This window comes from Lentzea roselyniae (genome assembly GCF_039537795.1).
In the GTDB taxonomy this organism is placed as follows: domain Bacteria; phylum Actinomycetota; class Actinomycetes; order Mycobacteriales; family Pseudonocardiaceae; genus Lentzea; species Lentzea atacamensis.
In genome coordinates, this window is record NZ_BAABBE010000008.1 from 200,930 (window position 1) to 214,499 (window position 13,570).

The window sequence follows — 13,570 nt, forward strand, 5'->3', positions numbered from 1 at the left end:
AAATGATCCTTCTGCTTCTCCTCCTCGCAGTGACGGTGCTGCTGAACGTCCTCTTCGTCGCGAACTGGCTGTCCGGCCTCGAACGCGGCGGCGCAGGCACCTTCCTGCAGAAACTGCAGATGCTCCTGACGCCGGGCCTCGCCGTCTACGGCATCTACGCGGCGATCCGCATCCGCCGCTCCACACGGCTCAGCGAGACCGGCCTCCGCGAGGCCGACAAGGCCGTCGCAGACCTCGTGCTGGAGGTCAACCCGCCTCGCCGCGTGGACGTCCGCCTCGGCAAGCGCCTGGGCGGCCGCGCCTACGTGACGGGCCCGCCGCGCAAGCCGATCATCGTGCTCGGCCCGGAACTCCTGGCGCTGCACGCGATGCCCGGCCAACGCAAAGCCGTGTTCGACGCCGTGGTGCGGCACGAGCTCGCCCACGTGCACGCAGGCGACCTCTGGTGGTACCAACTGGCCACCGTGCTGCGGATGGCCAACCTCTCCACGGCTTTCTTCGCCCTGCTGGTGCTGTGGCTGGACGTCCTGCTCGACCGCGGCGACATCACCTCCTTCCTCGTGAGCACGCTGCGCCTGGCAGCGCTGACCCTGCTGACCGAGCTGATCGCCCGCGCCTTCCTGCGCGCCCGCGAGCACGCCGCCGACCAGCACGCGGCGGAGTTCGGCGTGGAAGGCCTCCTGGCGGCCGTCCAGGCACACCAGACCGAGCAGACGCGCTCGGTCGTCCGCACCTGGCTGCGCCGCCACCCCGGTGCCGACGAACGATCTCAGGCCCTGACGAACCCGATGCGCCTGCTGGCCTCACCGATCGGCCAGGTCCTCCTGGGCGGCGCAGCAGCAGGCGCCGCCTTCGTAACGTTGCAGGATCTCCTTCTCAGCGGCAGCACCGACGACAGAGCGACCCCGATCATCACCGGCGTGGTGATCGGCATCCCGCTGACCCTGTTCGCCGCCTTCTACCTGTGGCGCGCTTCCTGGCAAGAAGACCGCAACCGCTTGCGCCCGCTCCTGACGGCAGCGGCACTGCTCGCCGGCCTGGTGATCGGCAGCCACCTCCCGCTCTACACCCGGATCTTCGACCAGGCTCCGATCGGCATTCCGATCGCGCCGTCCGTGCTTCTGGTGTTCGCGCTGGGAACCTCCGGCCTGTGCTGGTGGCTCGACGCACTGAGCACGTCATGGCGCAAGTCCGACCCGAGCGCCTCCCGGATGCCGGTCTTCCTCAGGTTCGCGGTCCCGTCGGCCTGCCTGGCCGGCGGCTGGTTGTTCGCCGTCCTGTGGACGTGGTCGGCCCGGCTGCGCGGCGTCCACCTCGCCTGCCCGCTGGAGGAAGCCAAATCAACTCCGATCTGCCAGTCGTCCACACCCCAGTCCGACATCGCCCTCAAAGTGGCCGCGGACTTCGGCTTCACGTTCTGGTCGATCCTCACCCTCCTCGTCATCGCGGCGACACTCGTCGTCCCGCATCACCTCCGCACCCGAACGCTCCGGCCGGCAGCGTTCGCTTCGGCAGCAGTGCTGGTCGTGCTGGCGGCGTTGTGGACGACACGCTCCACCGCACCGCTCAACCGGGCACGAGCTGAGTTCCGGCCGGTGCTGGAAACAGCGACCGCGGACGCGAGCGACTGCACAAAACCATTGACGGACAACACGCTTCCGCTGGTGAGGTGCTCCGCTGACGGGAGCGAAAGGCTGACTCTGGGGCCGGCAGCGATGTCCACAGTGGACATCGCCGACGCCGCGGCCGAGCAAACCACGACGGGCTACGCCATCCGCCTGGAGTTCACCGCCGAGGGCAGGCAACGCTGGACAGACCTGACGCGGACGAACGTCGGCAAGCGCCTCGCGTTCCTCGTCGACGGCGAACTGCTCTCCGCCCCCGAGATCCGCCAGCCGCTGACGGGCGGCACGGCCCAGTTGCCAGGCCCGTTCACGAGCCTCGACCAGGCCAGGAAGGTCGCGGACGCCATCCAGGGCAACTGATCACCGGACCTCCAGCTTCTGCCAGCCACCGTCGACCTGTGAGGCGAGCCGCGCGAGCTCCAGCTCGGGCAACAACGCCCGCACCCGCTCCAACGGCACCCCGGACTCGACCGACACGACCTCGTCGCTGACCCCGCACCGCTTCCCCAAGGCCTCGTACACCCGCATGGCCTCACCTTGCGGCGCCCCGAGTTCGCTTTCCTTCTCGGCGGGCTCGGTGGCGAGGTCGTCGCCGAACCGCCCCACCGACTCCACGATCTCGGCCACCGAACTGACCGAAACCGCCTGCCCGTCGCGCAACAGGTCGTGGCATCCCGACGAACTGGCCGACGTGACGGGCCCAGGCACCACCATCAACGGCCGCCCCAACGCCAACGTGATCGCCGCCGTGTTCTTGGCCCCGCTGCGCCGCCCGGCCTCCACCACAACGGTGCCGCCGCCCAACGCGGCGATGAGCCGGTTGCGCGTGAGAAACCGATGCCGCGCAGGCGTCATACCGGGCGGGTACTCGCTGACGATCAGCCCTTCACGAGCGATCCTGCCGAGCAAGCCTTGGTGCCCAGCGGGATAAGCGAAGTCCACCCCGCACGCCAGCACCGCGACGGTCAGCCCGCCGGCGCCCAAAGCTCCGCGATGTGCGGCACCGTCAATCCCATACGCCGCACCGGATACGACGGTCACGCCCGCCTCAGCCAGCCCGTAGGCGAACTCGCCGGCCACGTGCTCGCCGTACCCGCTGGCAGCCCGCGAGCCCACGATCGCCACAGCCTTGTCCGTGACGTCGGCAAGGTCGTGCGGCCCGCGCACCCACAACGCCAGCGGCTCACCCCCGCACCGCTGCGCCGCCGCGCCACCGAGCGCCACGAACGGCCACCGCGGCCACTCGTCGTCCTCGGGAACCACCAGCCGCCCACCGCGCTTGCCGATGAGCTCAAGGTCTTCGTGGACCCGCTCCTCGGCCCGCCGAGCCGAAGTCTGGCTGGCGACCGACGGCGACACGTCACCGTCGCGCACCAGCTCGGCCGCGGTGATCGGCCCAACCTCGGCAACGAGCGCTGCCAGCGCGGCGGGGAAGGGCTCTGCGACGCGGGACAGGTAGGCCCTCGCGAGGCGGACGGCGTCGGTCGGTCGCGCGGTCACCGGAACCACCACCAGGGCAGCCACCGGTGCCAGGGTTCGGGATGCCACGGGCTCGGCGGGCTGGCGCCGAAAATTCGCCTTCGGACTGTGCACGGCAGCTGGAGAAGTGTGGGCACGGCCATTGCTGCGGTGGAGGTGGCTGGTGCGAGGAATGGGGTCATGGTCGGGGCTCCTGTTCGGATGAGGGGTGTTGGACCGGACGCGAGCCGAGGCTCGAGGAGGTGCATCCGGTGGCCGGGTGCCAGGCGCGGAGCGGTGGGAGTGGCTCCGCGCCTGACGGCTTCGGGACGAGTGGGCCGCCCACTGGGGGTAGAGCGGGCGACCCACTCGGGACCGGACGCGAGCCGAGGCTTGAGGCAGCGCGTCCGGTGACCAGGTGCCAGGCACGGAGCGGTGGGAGTGGCTCCGCGCCTGACGGCTTCGGGACGAGTGGGCCGCCCACTGGGGGTAGAGGGGGCGACCCACTCGGGACCGGACGCGAGCCGAGGCTTGAGGCAGCGCGTCCGGTAGCCAAGTGCCACGCGCAGAGCGGAGTAGCGCTCCATGCCCGTATCTCGGAGGTGGTGGAGCAGGCCGCTCGCTGGGGATGGGGCGGACGACCCACTCCGGGACCGGACGCGAGCCAAGGCTCAAGGCAGCGCGCCCGGTAGCTGTGCCAGGCCCGGAATGGAAGTAGAGCGCTCCACACCTGCTGGCTCGAGAGTGGTGGAGCAGGCCGCCCACCGGGGATGAGGCGGGCGACCCGCTCCGGAACCGGACGCGAGCCAAGGCTCGAAGCAGCGCATCCGGTGGTCAGGTGCCAGGCGCGGAGCGGAGTAGCACTCCACGCCCAGTAATTCGAGGTGGTGGAGCAGGCCGCCCACCGGGGATGAGGCGAGCGACCCACTCCGGAACCGGACGCGAGCCAAGGCTCGAAGCAGCGCATCCGGGGTCAGGTGCCAGGCGCGGAGCGGAGTAGCACTCCACGCCCGGTGGCTCGGGGTGGTGGAGCGGGCCGCCCGCTGGGGGTGGGGCGGGCGACCCGCTCGGGGACCGGACGCGAGCCGAGGCTCGAGGCGGTGCGTCCGGTGGCTGGGTGCCAGGCGCGGAGCGGTGGGAGTGGCTGCGCGCCTGGCGGCTTTGGGGATTGTTTAGGCCAGGTGCCGGTCGATGGCTGGACTTAGTGGGTGGGCGGGGCGCCTGCTGGGGTGGGCAGGTGCGGCCGCTTGGGTGGGCCGGTCGCGGAGTCGGGGCTTGGGGCCTCCGCGACCGGCGGATTGAGGGCCGGCGGGTGGGGGCCGGCGGGCGGGGGTCAGGTTGCTCGGCGTTCTCGGAATTGGAGGGCTGCTGCTACGTGGTCGGCGGTGGGGCGGTCGGACTCGGCCAGGTCGGCCAGGGTCCAGGCGACGCGCAGGCAGCGGTCGGCGCCTCGGCCGGTCAGGGCGCCGGTGGCCAGGGCTCGGTCGAGGAGGGTTGTGGTTTGGCGGGGGAGGGCGAACTCCCGGCGCAGGGCTGGGCCTGGGACCAGTGCGTTGGCCGGCCAGGTGTGGCCGTGGGAGGACCAGCGGGTGGCGGCTCTCGCTCTGGCTTTCAGGACTCGCTCGCGGACCGTGGCTGTGGGTTCGGGTGGGGCAGCGTCGGCGGTGGTCATGGCGGTGGTGGCTCTCATTCGGACGCGGAGGTCCACGCGGTCCAGCAAGGGGCCGGAGAGGCGGGCCTGGTAGCGGCGGCGGACTGTGGCGGTGCAGATGCAGTCGATTTCCTTCGGCGGCGCGCACGGGCAGGGGTTGGTGGCGAGGATCAGCTGGAAGCGGGCCGGGTAGCGGGCTATGCCGTCGCGGCGGGGGATGCGGACTTCGCCGGATTCCAGGGCCGTGCGGAGGGTGTCGATCGTCTTCTGGCCGAACTCGCAGGCCTCGTCCAGGAAGAGAACACCCTTGTGGGCTCGGGACGCGGCGCCTGGTTTGGCCATGCCGCTGCCTCCGCCGATCAGGGCGGCGATCGACGTCGTGTGGTGGACGTCCACGAACGGCGGGCTGGCGACCAGCGGGCAGTCGGAGGACAACGTGCCGGCCACCGAGTGGACCGCTGTCACCGCCAGGGCGTCTTCGCGGGTCAGCGGTGGGAGCAGGCCTGGCAGGCGTTCGGCCAGCATCGTCTTGCCCGTGCCCGGCGGCCCCGTCAGGAGCAGGTGGTGGGCGCCCGCGGCGGCCACCTCCAAGGCCCAGCGGGCTTCTGGCTGGCCCACGACGTCGGCCAGGTCCGGGAACTCCGGCGTGCGTGGCGGCGCTGACTCCGGAGGTGGTTGCAGGGTCACGTCTTCGGAGCGCAGCCAGGAGAGGACTTCGGAGAGCGTCAGCGCGCCGTGGACCTCAATGCCGTCGACCAGCGCCGCTTCTGGCAGTGCGTCCACCGGCACGATGGCGGTGCGAAGGCCTGCTCTGCGGGCCGCCAGCAGGGCGGGAAGGACGCCGCGGACCGGGCGGACCCGGCCGTCCAGGGCCAGTTCGCCCAGGAGCACCGTGGTGGCCAGGCGCTCGGCCGGCACCGAGCCGCCGGCGGCCAGGGTGGCACAGGCTATGGCCAGGTCGTAGCTGCTGCCGCCCTTGGGCAGGTTGGCCGGGGAGAGGCCCAGGACTATGCGTTGCTTGGGCCATTCCTCGTCGCTGTTGCGGACGGCGGCCTTCACGCGCTCCTTGGACTCGTGCAAGGAGGCATCGGGCAGGCCCAGGAGGTGGATGCGGGGCTGGCCCACGCCCACGTCGGCCTCGATCTCGACCGCCAGGCCGTCGACGCCGTAGAGCGCGACGGACCACGCCTGCGCCAGGCCCACGTCAGGCTCCCCGCAGGTGTTGCAGACGCGGTTCTCCGCCTGGTGGCCAGGTGACCGAGATCAGGTCAACGCGGACCTGACACCAGCCGACGCCGTGCGCGGCGAGCCAGCGCAGGGCCGTTCTGCGCAGGCGGGAGAGCTTGCGCTGGTCCACGGCCTCGTCCGGGCGGCCCCAGGCGGGGCCGGACCGGGTTTTGACCTCGCAGACGACCAGGCGGCCGCCCTCCACGGCCACGACGTCGAGCTCGCCGTCGCGGCACGTCCAGTTGCGGGACAGGACCACCAGGCCCTGCCCCTCCAGGTACCTGCACGCCAGGTCCTCACCCTGACGGCCCAGCTCCTGCTGCCTGGTCTCGACCAGTGCCCGTACCACCACTGCCCTCGCCTCCCTGCGGGTCGTTGGGTACGACCTTGCAGGGTGGGGCGGGGTGGGTGGCCGGGCTGACGGGAATCTGTGGACAACTCGGCGGCTGTGGACAGGTCGGCCGTTGTCGATGTTGAAACGGCGGGAATGTCGGTGGGGTGTGCTATGTGGGGAACGGCCCGCTTTCCGGCAGGCGAAGGTCCGGTTTGTCCAGCTCCTCCACGTTCACGTCCTTGAACGTGATGACACGGACGTTCTTCACGAACCGCGCGGGGCGGTACATGTCCCACACCCACGCGTCCGACATGCGCACCTCGAAGTACACCTCGCCATCGGCGTTGCGCACCTGCACATCCACCGAGTTGGCCAGGTAAAAACGCCGTTCGGTCTCCACGACGAACGAGAACTGGCTGACGATGTCGCGGTACTCCTTGTACAGCGACAACTCCATCTCGGTCTCGTACTTCTCGAGATCCTCTGCACTCATTACGCCTCCGCGCGGGTCATCTGCTCCGCGCCCTCCCTCGTCGCGAGCTCCCCGGCGTCAACCGGGGCTGCATCATTCTGGACCACGGCCGCGGCAGTCGTGCCGCGCGCCACCTTGTGCGGCGCGGCGAGACCGTGCTTCGCGGCCGCCGCTGCCACATTTACATACGACCAGCGATGCTCAGCACACGGGCCGTGCTCCATCAACGCCGCGGTGTGCTCCGGCGTGCAGTAGCCCTTGTGCACGTTGAACCCGTACTCCGGGTAACGCGAGTGCAGATCGGCCATGATCCGGTCTCGCGTGACCTTGGCCAGCACGGATGCCGCCGCCACGCACGCCGCCGCCTGGTCGCCCTTCAGCACGGCGACGCTCGGAGCGGGCATCCCCGGCACCTTGAAGCCGTCGGTCAGCACGTACCCAGGATGTGTCGACATCTGCGCGACCGCTCGCCGCATGCCCTCGATGTTCATGACGTGAATGCCCAGCCAGTCGATCTCTGCGGGCGACACGACGACCACGGAGTGATCCACGGCACGCTTCAGCACGAGGTCGTACATCCGTTCGCGCGCCAGCGCGGTCATCAGCTTCGAGTCGTTCAAGCCCTCGAACCGCGCCGCGTCACCAGGGCGCAGCACGCACGCCGCGATCACCAACGGCCCCGCGCAGGGCCCGCGTCCTGCCTCGTCGACACCGGCGACAGGCCCCAGCCCCCGGCGCTCCAGCGTGCTCTGCAGCGCCCAGTTCCCCGACGAGCCCCGCACCACCGCGCGAGGCGGTAACAGCATGGTCATCGGCGGAATCGGTCTCGCACTCGACGTCCGAGCAGCAGAAGCGGCCACGCCGCGACGATACCCACGCCCATCGGGACGCTCTGCTGCCATCCCGGCGCACCCATCGAAACGACCTGGGGGTTGTGGTCCGACACCCCGCCCCACCTCGACGGAGGCAGCACGATCACGCGCGCCTTGCCGATCACGTTGTCCACCGGCACGAGCCCGTTGATCCCGCCCTGGCCCTGGCACCGCGAGTCGCACGAGTGGTTGCGGTTGTCACCGAGCACGAACAGCATGCCGTCCGGGATCTTGAGCTCCTCGAACGACTCCTGCTCGGCCGGCGTGCCCTCGTCGAAGTGCTTGTACGGCTCGTCCAGCGGCTTGCCGTCGACCGTCACGCGGTTCTGCTCGTCGCAGCACTTCACGGTCTGCCCGCCGACGGCGATCACGCGTTTGACGAAGTCCTCCTCGTTCGCCGACGGCAGCCCGATCAGCGACCCGAGCCACGACAGCCCCTGCGAGATCGGGTTGGCCGGCTCGTCGGTGATGAAGTCGTTCTGCCACGACGGCGGCCCCCGGAACACGATCACGTCGCCGGGCGACGGTTCGGTGAAGCGGTAGGTGACCTTGTCCACCAGCACACGGTCGCCGTAGCAGTCGGTGCACCCGTGCAGCGTCGTCTCCATCGACTCCGACGGGATCATGTAGACGCGGCCGAGGAAGATCTGGATGCCGATCGCGAGGCCGAACGCGACCAGGATGAGGACAGGCAGTTCCTTCCAGAAGTTGCCCTTTTTCTTCTTCTTCGATGTTTCATCCGAAGCGTCCGAAGTCGGCTCGTCGCTGGACGGGGTCTGCTCTGGATCGACGTCAACCACGAGATCAGCCTAGGGGCTGCGGGTTGTGATCCGACACAACACTCCAACGATCCTTCGGGAAAACGATGTACCGCGCCTTCCCGATGACGTTCTCGATCGGGATCGTGCCCGCTACGCCGCCGCCGCCCTGTTTGCGCGAGTCCGTGGAGTTCATCCGGTTGTCCCCCATGACGAACAACCGGCCCTCTGGCACGCGCACGGGAGCGAACGGCTCGTGGTTCGCCGACGAAGTACCGGGCTGCCAGTAGATGTACGGCTCATCGAGCGGTTTGCCGTCCACGACAACACGATGCTGTTCGTCGCAGCACATCACCGTCTGACCAGGCAACGCGATGACGCGCTTCACGAAGTCGCGCTCGTTCGCGGGCGCGATGCCCAGCAACGAACCGATGTTCTGCACAGCGCGCGCGACGGGGTTCGTCGACGGCGCAACGCGGAAGTCGTTCGTGGTCCACGCCTCGGGGCCGCGGAACACGACCACCTCACCCGCCTCGACGTCGCCGAAGCGGTAGGCGACCTTGTCGACCAGCACGCGGTCGTTCTCGCAGCCGGTGCAGCCGTGCAGCGTGCGCTCCATCGACGCCGAGGGGATCACGTAGACCCGCGCCACGAACGCCTGGATCAGCACCGTCAGCACGACGGCCGTCACGACGACGTAGAGGATTTCTCTCCAGACAGGAGTACGCCCCCGCTCCGGTTCGTCCGGTGCGGAGGCGTCCTCGAAGTCTTCTGGGCTCGAAGCCACCGATCAGGAGACCGGCTTGGCCTCGCGCTTCTCCTTGATCTTCGCAGCCTTGCCGCGCAGGTCGCGCAGGTAGTACAGCTTGGCGCGACGCACATCACCGCGGGTCACGACCTCGATCTCGGAGATGTTCGGCGAGTGCACCGGGAAGGTGCGCTCGACGCCAACGCCGAACGAGACCTTGCGGACGGTGAAGGTCTCACGGATGCCGCCACCCTGGCGACGGATCACGACGCCCTGGAACACCTGGACGCGCTCGCGCGAGCCCTCGATGACGCGGACGTGAACCTTCAGCGTGTCACCCGCGCGGAAGCTCGGGATGTCGGAGCGCAGCGACTGGGCGTCAATTGCGTCCAGGATGTTCATCGGTGGTCCTCACGTGTGTCTGTGAACTCCCCAGAGCATGTTCCATGACAGTGCACGACATGTTGGGGGTCGGCTTGGAGCGCGCGCCGGTACGACCACCGGCTGCGGCAACTGTTCTATTTTGCCACGCAGGTCCGTGCACGAGAAATCGGGCCTACTGCTCCCCCTCGCGCAGGCGCGCGAGCAGTGCACGGTCATGCTTGTCGAACGCGTCCTCTGGCAGCGATTCCAGCAGGTCAGGGCGCCTCTGGAAGGTCCGCACGAGTGATTGGTCACGCCGCCAGCGGTTGATCAGCTTGTGGTTGCCGGACCGCAGCACGTCCGGCACGGCGAGATCCCGCCACACCTCCGGCCGCGTGTAGCTCGGGCCTTCGAGCAGCCCGTCCTGGAACGAGTCCTCTGCGTGCGACTTCGGGTTGCCGAGCACGCCGGGCAGCAGCCGCGCGACCGCTTCCACGATCGCGAGCACGGCCACCTCGCCACCGACCAGCACGTAGTCGCCGATCGACACCTCGTCGACGCGCATGCGCCGTGACGCGTCATCGACAACGCGCTGGTCAATGCCCTCGTAACGGCCACACGCGAACACGAGGTGCGACTCGGACGCGTACTCGTGCGCCACCGCCTGCGTGAACGGACGGCCAGCCGGCGTCGGCACGATGAGGCGCGTCTGCTCGGTGCACACGTCATCGAGCGCGGGACCCCAGATGTCGGCCTTCATGACCATGCCGGGCCCACCGCCGTACGGGCTGTCGTCGACGGCCTTGTGCACGTCGTGCGTCCAGTCGCGCAGGTCGTGCACACCGACGCTGATCAGGCCCTTGTCGATCGCCTTCCCGAGCAACGCGGCACGCAGCGGCGTGAGGTACTCCGGGAAGATCGTGACGACGTCAATCCGCATCGAGCAGACCCTCTGGCGGGTCGATCACGACACGGCCGCCGCGCACGTCCACGGTGGGCACGATCTCGCGCACGAACGGCACCAGCGCCTCCCCGCGATCACGGATGATCACGAGCAGCTCGCCACCGGGACCGTGGACGATCTCCTTGACCGTGCCGATCTTCGTACCGTCGACCAGTTCGGCCGTGAGCCCTTCGAGCTCGTGGTCGTAGAACTCGTCGGGATCGTCGGTCGGCGGCAGGTCGTCGGTGCTGCCCAGCAGCAACGTGCCGCGCAACGCCTCGGCGACATCGCGCGTGACGACTTCCTCGAAACGCACGAGCAGCCGCCCGGCATGAGGCCGGGCGGCTGACACGGTGAGGCTTCGAGACGTGCCGTCACGCAGCCTGGCCTGCATCGTCGCCCCGATCGCGAAACGCATCTCGGGAGAGTCAGTGCGCACGTCAACGGCGAGCTCGCCGGTGATCCCGTGCGCCTTGGCCACACGGCCGACAACAACGTCCATTTGCCCTGAAAACTCGTTCTCAGCGATCGGTGTCGACGACGTCGACCCGCACACCACGACCGCCGATGCCGGCCATCACGGTGCGCAGAGCCGTCGCGGTGCGACCACCGCGGCCGATCACCTTGCCGAGGTCGTCCGGGTGGACGTGGACCTCGAGGGTGCGGCCGCGGCGGGTCGTGACGAGATTCACCCGGACGTCGTCCGGGTGGTCGACGATGCCGCGAACGAGGTGTTCGAGGGCGTCAGCCAACAAACTCACGCCTCGTCCTTGGGCGCCTCGGCGTCAGCCTTGGGGGCCTCTTCGGCCTTCTTGGCCTTCTTCGCCTTCGGCGTGGTGGCCTCGGTCATCGGCTCCTCGTTCGCGGCGGCCAGAGCGGCGGCGAACAGGTCGGCCTTCGCCGGCTTCGGCTCCTTGACCTTCAGGGTGCCCTCGGCGCCCGGCAGGCCCTTGAACTTCTGCCAGTCACCGGTGATCTCGAGAAGACGCTGGACCGACTCGGTCGGCTGCGCGCCGACACCCAGCCAGTACTGCGCGCGCTCCGAGTCGACCGCGATGAACGACGGCTCTTCCTTCGGGTGGTACTTGCCGATCGTCTCGATGGCCTTGCCGTCGCGACGGGTGCGCGCGTCGGCGACCACGATGCGGTAGTACGGCTGGCGGATCTTGCCGAGACGCTGAAGCTTGATCTTGACGGCCACTGGCCTGGTACTCCTTGAACTCTGTGTTGGTGATGCACACGGCCGCGGCCCGGGCAGAGGGGCCGACCGCGGCGGAACAGACGGCAATTGTGCCAGATGGGGGCTGGTGGATCCGAATCGGGTCTCTACACGAACGACCTGACGGCCCCCAGCGCGTCTCTCACGGCTCGCGCGTGCTCGACCGCGCCAGGCGTGTCGCCGTGCACGCACAGCGACTCCGCCTGGGTTTTGATGATCGTGCCGTCGACCGCGACGATCTCGCCGTCCCGCAGCCTGGTGGCGCGCTCGACGATCTGCGCGGTGTTCGTGAGCAGGGCGTTCGGTTCGCTGCGCGGCACCAGCGTGCCCTGCGGGGTGTAGCCGCGGTCGGCGAACGCCTCCTGAACGGGCCTCAGGCCCGCTGCCACGGCCTTCTTCAGCAGCTGGGAGCCGGGCAGGCCGAGGATCGGGAGGTCCTTGAACGCCTTGGCGCCGTTGACCACGGCTTCCGCCTGCTTCTCGTGGTGCACCGTGGCGTTGTAGAGGGCGCCGTGCGGCTTCACGTACACGACCTCGGTGCCTGCTGCTCGTGCGCACGCGTCGAGCGCGCCGATTTGGTACAGGACCTCGTCGGCCAGCTCGACGGGGTCGGCGTCGATGAACCGCCTGCCGAAGCCCGCGAGGTCGCGGTAGGAGACCTGCGCGCCGATCTTGACGCCGTTCTTCGCGGCCTCCTCGCACACCTTGCGCATCGTCGAGGGATCGCCGGCGTGGAAGCCGCACGCGACGTTCGCGCTGGTGATGATGCCCAGGAGCGCGTCGTCGTCTCCGAGCTTCCAGATGCCGAAGCCCTCGCCGAGGTCGCTGTTCAGATCCATCAGATGACACCGGCCGACAGGAGGAGGAGAGACAGTCCGGGGAGGAAGTTGTTCATCACGTGCGCCACCATGCTCGCCCCGAGGCTGCGGGTGATCAGGCGGGCCACGCCGATGGGGATGGCGATCACGAGGAGCAGCCACGTGCGCTGCGGTTCGAGGTGACTGACCGCGAAGATCACTGTGGTCAGCACGAAAGCGGCCCACCGGCTCCAGCCCTGCCGCTCCACGGCGCCCCAGAGCAGCCCGCGGAAGATGATCTCCTCGCAGATCGGCCCGATGAAGCTCATGTACACGAACATCGTAATCGCGGCGGCGAGCGGCAGGTTCGCCTGGCTGAAGAGCTCGCCGACGGAGCTCGTGGCGTTCTCCTTGCCGACGATCTTCGCCCACACGGTTGCGGCGGCGTAGGTGAAGACCAGGCCCACGACACCGATCTTGAGACCGGTGACGACGTCCGCCTTGGTGGTCTTGAGTCTCAGGTCCACGACGGGCCCGTTGCCACGTACGTAGGTGATCACGACGGCGAGCGTGGCCGCGAGCATGATCGGCACCAGCGAGCCGATCAGCACCAGCGCGGTCGAACTCTCCAGCGTCGCGCCGAAGCTGTTCCCCACCGCGGTGATGAACACGGCGCTGAGGATGAAGACGGCTTCCACCAGCAGGAACGCGCCGAAGCCCCAGCGCTGGCCGACCCGCTCGGGCTCCGGGTTGCGACTGATGTCCCGCACGCTCTCGATGAAGCCTCGCTTCGGCTTCAGGGACTCCGGCTCACTCACGCTCTGCAATCTAGTCACGCCGCGACTACCCGCGGCTGTGCAGCGGCCTGGGACACCCTCATGATCGGCTCACCTCGCGCTCGACGGCTTGTGAAGCACCGATGCACTGTCGGTGCCTCGCGATACGCTTGGAGTGGGGACCGCGAGCCCCCTTGGGGGAATGCTGCCGCCCCCGAATCCGAGGTTACTGTGCGGCACCGACGGAAACCGGGCCAAGCATCTGGCCAAAAGATGGTCAGATCGGGTCCCCGCCGGATGTCCTCTCTCCTGGTGAACGAATCGGCG

General features: G+C 69.1%; 15 protein-coding genes. 1 reads left to right on the top strand and 14 read right to left on the bottom strand.

All coding sequences use genetic code 11. The features are described from left to right. Positions 1–2: 2 nt before the first annotated feature. Entirely contained in the window at positions 3–1,985 is a 1,983-nt protein-coding gene (locus ABFX45_RS16775) for a SecDF P1 head subdomain-containing protein (RefSeq protein WP_170154817.1), read from the top strand. Here ABFX45_RS16775 and dprA read toward each other — a convergent pair whose 3' ends face one another. From dprA to ABFX45_RS16845, 14 genes are all read right to left on the bottom strand, one after another. Beyond that, complete coding sequence (gene dprA, locus ABFX45_RS16780) at positions 1,986–3,125, bottom strand: DNA-processing protein DprA (protein WP_346130893.1); 1,140 nt, start codon at positions 3,123–3,125, stop codon at positions 1,986–1,988. A 1,291-nt stretch (positions 3,126–4,416) separates the two neighbouring features. After that, the gene (locus tag ABFX45_RS16785; protein ID WP_346130895.1) at positions 4,417–5,937 is read right to left on the bottom strand and encodes a YifB family Mg chelatase-like AAA ATPase; all 1,521 of its coding nucleotides are present in this window, start codon (positions 5,935–5,937) and stop codon (positions 4,417–4,419) included. 1 nt (position 5,938) lies between these two features. Next, a complete protein-coding gene (locus ABFX45_RS16790; protein ID WP_346130897.1) occupies positions 5,939–6,313 on the bottom strand; it encodes a YraN family protein in 375 nt (124 codons plus the stop codon). Between the two features lie 151 nt (positions 6,314–6,464). After that, positions 6,465–6,788: a DUF2469 domain-containing protein gene (locus ABFX45_RS16795; RefSeq protein WP_030468024.1), complete on the bottom strand. Its 324-nt coding sequence runs from the start codon at positions 6,786–6,788 to the stop codon at positions 6,465–6,467. After that, positions 6,788–7,579: a ribonuclease HII gene (locus ABFX45_RS16800; protein WP_346130899.1), complete on the bottom strand. Its 792-nt coding sequence runs from the start codon at positions 7,577–7,579 to the stop codon at positions 6,788–6,790. Before ABFX45_RS16800 ends, ABFX45_RS16795 begins: the two co-directional genes overlap by 1 nt. Beyond that, positions 7,576–8,439: a signal peptidase I gene (gene lepB / locus ABFX45_RS16805; RefSeq protein WP_112229937.1), complete on the bottom strand. Its 864-nt coding sequence runs from the start codon at positions 8,437–8,439 to the stop codon at positions 7,576–7,578. The genes ABFX45_RS16800 and lepB (ABFX45_RS16805) overlap by 4 nt, the downstream gene beginning before the upstream one ends. A gap of 4 nt (positions 8,440–8,443) precedes the next feature. Next, positions 8,444–9,184 (bottom strand): signal peptidase I, encoded by a 741-nt coding sequence (lepB, locus tag ABFX45_RS16810; protein ID WP_346130901.1) that lies wholly within the window; start codon positions 9,182–9,184, stop codon positions 8,444–8,446. Between the two features lie 3 nt (positions 9,185–9,187). Then, positions 9,188–9,547: a 50S ribosomal protein L19 gene (rplS, locus tag ABFX45_RS16815; protein ID WP_109634051.1), complete on the bottom strand. Its 360-nt coding sequence runs from the start codon at positions 9,545–9,547 to the stop codon at positions 9,188–9,190. Between the two features lie 154 nt (positions 9,548–9,701). Next, complete coding sequence (gene trmD / locus ABFX45_RS16820; protein WP_112229939.1) at positions 9,702–10,448, bottom strand: tRNA (guanosine(37)-N1)-methyltransferase TrmD; 747 nt, start codon at positions 10,446–10,448, stop codon at positions 9,702–9,704. Beyond that, positions 10,438–10,953, bottom strand: coding sequence for a ribosome maturation factor RimM (gene rimM, locus ABFX45_RS16825; protein WP_109634056.1), 516 nt, complete (start codon positions 10,951–10,953; stop codon positions 10,438–10,440). Before rimM ends, trmD begins: the two co-directional genes overlap by 11 nt. A gap of 19 nt (positions 10,954–10,972) precedes the next feature. Continuing rightward, positions 10,973–11,212, bottom strand: a complete 240-nt coding sequence (locus ABFX45_RS16830; protein ID WP_030468017.1) for an RNA-binding protein — start codon at positions 11,210–11,212, stop codon at positions 10,973–10,975. Then, positions 11,209–11,652 (bottom strand): 30S ribosomal protein S16, encoded by a 444-nt coding sequence (gene rpsP, locus ABFX45_RS16835; RefSeq protein ID WP_109634058.1) that lies wholly within the window; start codon positions 11,650–11,652, stop codon positions 11,209–11,211. Before rpsP ends, ABFX45_RS16830 begins: the two co-directional genes overlap by 4 nt. A gap of 125 nt (positions 11,653–11,777) precedes the next feature. Continuing rightward, a complete protein-coding gene (locus ABFX45_RS16840) occupies positions 11,778–12,509 on the bottom strand; it encodes a LamB/YcsF family protein (protein ID WP_346130905.1) in 732 nt (243 codons plus the stop codon). Then, positions 12,509–13,285 carry a type II CAAX endopeptidase family protein gene (locus tag ABFX45_RS16845; protein ID WP_109634062.1) on the bottom strand — a complete coding sequence of 259 codons (777 nt, stop codon included), beginning with the start codon at positions 13,283–13,285 and terminating at the stop codon, positions 12,509–12,511. The genes ABFX45_RS16840 and ABFX45_RS16845 overlap by 1 nt, the downstream gene beginning before the upstream one ends. Between the last annotated feature and the right edge of the window lie 285 nt (positions 13,286–13,570).

What these genes read in the sequence shown, in the direction of transcription:
- ABFX45_RS16775 (WP_170154817.1), top strand. Translation starts at nt 3, where the DNA reads ATGATCCTTCTGCTTCTCCTCCTCGCAGTGACGGTGCTGCTGAACGTC.
- ABFX45_RS16795 (WP_030468024.1), bottom strand. Translation starts at nt 6,788, where the DNA reads ATGAGTGCAGAGGATCTCGAGAAGTACGAGACCGAGATGGAGTTGTCG.
- ABFX45_RS16800 (WP_346130899.1), bottom strand. Translation starts at nt 7,579, where the DNA reads ATGACCATGCTGTTACCGCCTCGCGCGGTGGTGCGGGGCTCGTCGGGG.
- rplS (WP_109634051.1), bottom strand. Translation starts at nt 9,547, where the DNA reads ATGAACATCCTGGACGCAATTGACGCCCAGTCGCTGCGCTCCGACATC.
- trmD (WP_112229939.1), bottom strand. Translation starts at nt 10,448, where the DNA reads ATGCGGATTGACGTCGTCACGATCTTCCCGGAGTACCTCACGCCGCTG.
- rimM (WP_109634056.1), bottom strand. Translation starts at nt 10,953, where the DNA reads ATGGACGTTGTTGTCGGCCGTGTGGCCAAGGCGCACGGGATCACCGGC.
- ABFX45_RS16840 (WP_346130905.1), bottom strand. Translation starts at nt 12,509, where the DNA reads ATGGATCTGAACAGCGACCTCGGCGAGGGCTTCGGCATCTGGAAGCTC.